4 protein-coding genes are annotated in these 3818 nt (G+C 71.5%); 1 reads left to right on the top strand and 3 read right to left on the bottom strand.

Going from position 1 to position 3818, the window contains the following annotated elements:
* Nucleotides 1-50 precede the first annotated feature (50 nt).
* Complete coding sequence (holA, locus tag NQ160_RS20340) at nucleotides 51-1103, top strand: DNA polymerase III subunit delta (RefSeq protein ID WP_257516918.1); 1053 nt, start codon at nucleotides 51-53, stop codon at nucleotides 1101-1103.
* Nucleotides 1104-1826: 723 nt separating this feature from the next.
* On the opposite strand, the gene rpsT is transcribed toward holA, so the two are convergent.
* The 3 genes from rpsT to NQ160_RS20325 all read right to left on the bottom strand — a co-directional run.
* Nucleotides 1827-2087 carry a 30S ribosomal protein S20 gene (gene rpsT, locus NQ160_RS20335; protein WP_257493423.1) on the bottom strand — a complete coding sequence of 87 codons (261 nt, stop codon included), beginning with the start codon at nucleotides 2085-2087 and terminating at the stop codon, nucleotides 1827-1829.
* 116 nt (nucleotides 2088-2203) lie between these two features.
* Nucleotides 2204-2947, bottom strand: a complete 744-nt coding sequence (locus tag NQ160_RS20330; protein ID WP_257516917.1) for an alpha/beta fold hydrolase — start codon at nucleotides 2945-2947, stop codon at nucleotides 2204-2206.
* A 65-nt stretch (nucleotides 2948-3012) separates the two neighbouring features.
* The coding region (locus NQ160_RS20325) for an Ig-like domain repeat protein (RefSeq protein WP_257516916.1) at nucleotides 3013-3818 on the bottom strand (806 nt) is incomplete at its 5' end.

The raw sequence follows: 3818 nt of genomic DNA, 5'->3' as shown, positions 1-3818 counted from the left end.
AGCGCGCTCCGCCGGGCGTCGACGTCGGCACCCCGGGATAGGCTGGAGACATGGCACCTCCCGCGCGCAGACCCGCTGCGCGCAAGCCCGCCGGCAAGGCCGCGGCGAGCAAGATCCCGCAGCTGTCGTGGCGCAAGCCGCAACCCGCTCCCATCGTGCTCGTCTCCGGTCCTGAAGAGGTGTGCGCTGAGCGCGCCATCGCCGGGCTGCGCGACTACCTGCGGGCCGAAGATCCGAGCCTCGAAGTCACCGACATCCGCGCCGACGACTACGCCGCCGGCACGCTGCTGGGCGTCACGTCGCCGTCGCTCTTCGGCGAGCCGCGCCTGGTGCGCGTGTCGGGCGTGGAGAAGTGCTCCGACACGTTCCTCGCCGAGGCGATCTCGTACCTCGACCACCCGCAGGAGGGCGCCACGGTGGTGCTGCGCCACACCTCCTCGAGCGTGCGCGGCAAGAAGCTGCTCGATGCGATCCGCGCCGGCACCGGCGGCGGCGTCGAGATCGCCTGCCCCGCGGTCAAGCGCGACAGCGATCGGTACGACTTCGCCGCGGGGGAGTTCTCCGCCGCCGGAAAGCGCATCGCCCCGGCGGCCTTGCGCGCCCTGGTCTCGGCGTTCGCCGACGACCTGACCGAACTGGCGGCGGCCTGTCAGCAGCTCATCGTCGACGTTCCCGACGACGTCACCGAAGCCATCGTCACCCGCTACTACGGCGGCCGCGTCGAGACGTCGGCCTTCACCGTGGCCGACACCGCCATTGCCGGCCGCTACGGCGAGGCGCTGCTGGCGCTGCGCCAGGCGCTGGCATCCGGCTCGGACCCGGTGCCGATGGTCGCCGCCATCGCGATGAAGCTGCGCACGATGGCCAAGGTCGCCGGGCACCGCGAGCCCTCCGGCGCACTCGCGGGCCGCCTGGGGCTTAAGGACTGGCAGGTCGATCGCGCGCGCCGGGACCTGATGGGCTGGAACGAGTCGTCGCTCGGCATGGCGATCCAGGCCGCCGCGCGGGCCGATGCCGAGGTCAAGGGCGGCTCCCGCGACCCCGTGTTCGCGCTGGAGCGCCTCGTCACCGTCATCGCCACCCGGCAGCCGTTCGGCGGCTGACCGCGGCATCCCGGTCGCGTGGCGGTTCGGCACGTCCGGGCGCCGACGCGGCATCCGGCCGTCGATGTGCCAGGTCTCGCGGATCCCCGGCCTCGGAAGCACCGCACCTGCCACCTCGCGCCGCTCCCGCGTCGCTCAGGTGGCAGTTTCTGCGACTCGCCGGCGCGCCGAGTCGCAACGAGTGTCACCTGAGCTCGGACTCGCGCCGCACGCGCGGCATAACCGCCTCCTCCAGGTGGCGGTACTTGCGGCTCGCAGGCGCGCCGAGCCACAACAAGTGCCACCTGGAGCGACCGCCCGCGCAGCCCGCGCGATGTCCACCGGTTCAGGTGGCACTTCTCGCGGCCTATTCGTATCGAGGGTCGCAACGAGTGACACCTAGAGCCGGGCACCGCCACTTCGTGTGGCAGTGGTGGTCAGCGACGGCCCATGGATGCCGCAACATCTGCCACCTGAGCGGGTGCGTCCACGTTCGTGTCTCGCGTGTCTCGCTCGCGGCGGCGGCGAGCCCCCGCGGCGGCTGTGGTAAGCCCGTAGGCGCGGGCCGTGCGACGGCCGCCGCCGACCCACCGCGCGCGCCCCCGCCCGCAACTCCTCAAGGACGAGCACGGACAAGCCCCAGACCGCCCGGACAGCGTCGGACCCGCGCCGTCTTGAGGAGTTCCGACGGCAACGACGAAGGCCCGCCCCACGCGGGGACGGGCCTTGACGTTCAGCTGCGTGTCAGAGCGCGGCAACCTTCTTGGCGATGGCCGACTTGCGGTTCGCCGCCTGGTTCTCGTGGATGACGCCCTTGCTGACGGCCTTGTCGAGCTTCTTGGCCGCCTTGATGAGGGCCTTCTCGGCCGCGGCCTTGTCGCCGGCGGCGATGGCCTCGCGGGTGCGACGCACCTCGGTGCGAAGCTCGCTCTTGACGGCCTTGTTGCGCTCGCGGGCCTTCTCGTTGGTCTTGTTGCGCTTGATCTGCGACTTGATGTTCGCCACGTCGACGTATCTTTCGTTCGGAGTGATAGGAAATGCCGAGCGGCAGTAGAGGGGTGCCCCCGGCAGTCGTGTGAGGAGGAAACCCACACGCAAGCCGACTACAGAGTCTAGCAGGCTCAGACGACCCGACCCGACGGCGCCACCTCGTGCTCGAGCGTCGCGACGGCGAGGTCGAGCACGGCGTTGAAGACCGCGGGACGCATGGCGGTCACCAGGTGGGTGGTCCGGGGCACGACGATCAGCTCCGCCTGCGGCACGAGCCGGCAGAACAGCCGTTCGTTCACCCGCAGCTGGTCGTATTGGCCGTTGACGAACCACGTGGGCACGTCGATGCGCCGCAGGGCCGCCAGCAGGTCCAGGACCGACAGGCTCCGCAGCGCGACGTCCTGGGCGGTGAACGCGTATCCGCCCGCCCCGAAGTCCTCCCGCGTCTCGGGCGGCAGCGTGCGTGCCAGCATCCGCTTGGTGAACCAGATGCCGTGGCTCGGCAGCGCGTCGAATCCGCGCGCGATCAGCCGGTACGCGGTCAAGCCCACACCGCGCGGCACCGAGGTGCACGAGGCGCCGATGAAGCCGGCGACCGGCGGCCGGTCCTCGCGACCGACGTACTCGGTGCAGATCAGCCCGCCCATCGAGTGGCCCACCAGCAGCACGGGACCGCGGGTCGCGGCTTCCCGCACCGCCTCGTCGATCGCCGCGAACGCACCCTCTAACGTGAACGTCTCGGCCATGCGCGTGCCGTGTCCCGGCAGATCCAGCGCTTGGACGGGGATGCCACGGGCAGCCAGGTGCTCCACCTGGGCTCGCCACATCGTCGCCGACGTGCGGATCCCGTGGACCAGCACCACCTGCACCGTCATGGGTCCACCCTACGAGCCGGGCGCCCGGGGGAGCACGCAGCTCCAGCCGGACGCCCAGCACATCGTCAGCCGATGGCGCGCACCTTCACCGGCGCACTCTGCGACCCGGCAACGGTCTCGGCATCCCGGGGGACGAAGACGGCCGTGTACGAGTGGGTGCCGCGGGTGAGCGTGCCCAGCCGCAGGGACGCCAGCCCGCCGCGTACGGGAGCTGTGCCGATGACGGCGCCATCGGGTCCACCCTCGCGGAACTCGACCGTGCCGTCGGCCCGCGCCCCGCTCTGCTGCACGTACGCGACGAGCGTCGTGGGCAGGAAACGGTTGATGTGCACCGGCAGCAGCGCCACGAGGTGGGTGCTGGTCTGCGCCTTCTCGACGGTGCTCGCTGCCACCTCGATCGGCACCGCGACGACGGTGCCCGAGGGCTGGGCCGTCAACGTGAGCGCCGCAGCGCCCGCGGCGACCCCGGCCGGCAGCGTGACCGAGACCGTCGCGGCGCCGGCGGTGACGGGCACCTCACCCAGCACCGTGTCGCCGAGAGCGACCGACAGCGTGGTGTTCTCGGGGGCGCCGCGGCTGGTGAGGTTCAGCCCCGCCACCGAGAACTGCACCTGCGCGCCGGCCTCGACCGTCTCGGGCACCCCGGTGACCTGCACGGCCTGCTTGGCGTACGAGGGGGCAAGAGGGGAGTTGTCGGCGATGTAGTCGACCCACGCCTCGTAGTCGAGCAGACCGGTGTCGACATACCCGGTGCCCTCGGTGAAGACGCGGAAGTTGTCACCGCCGCTGGCCAGGAACGAGAACGTGCCGATGCGGTACTCCGCCGCCGGATCGATGGGCTGGCCGTCGACCGTCACCGACGTGATCCGCT

The sequence above is a fragment of the Microbacterium sp. zg.Y909 genome (genome assembly GCF_024626565.1).
The sequence above is the reverse complement of the archived record's forward strand: the minus strand, read 5'-3'. Positions and strand labels throughout refer to the sequence as shown.

What these genes read in the sequence shown, in the direction of transcription:
- holA (WP_257516918.1), top strand. Translation starts at nt 51, where the DNA reads ATGGCACCTCCCGCGCGCAGACCCGCTGCGCGCAAGCCCGCCGGCAAG.
- NQ160_RS20330 (WP_257516917.1), bottom strand. Translation starts at nt 2,947, where the DNA reads ATGACGGTGCAGGTGGTGCTGGTCCACGGGATCCGCACGTCGGCGACG.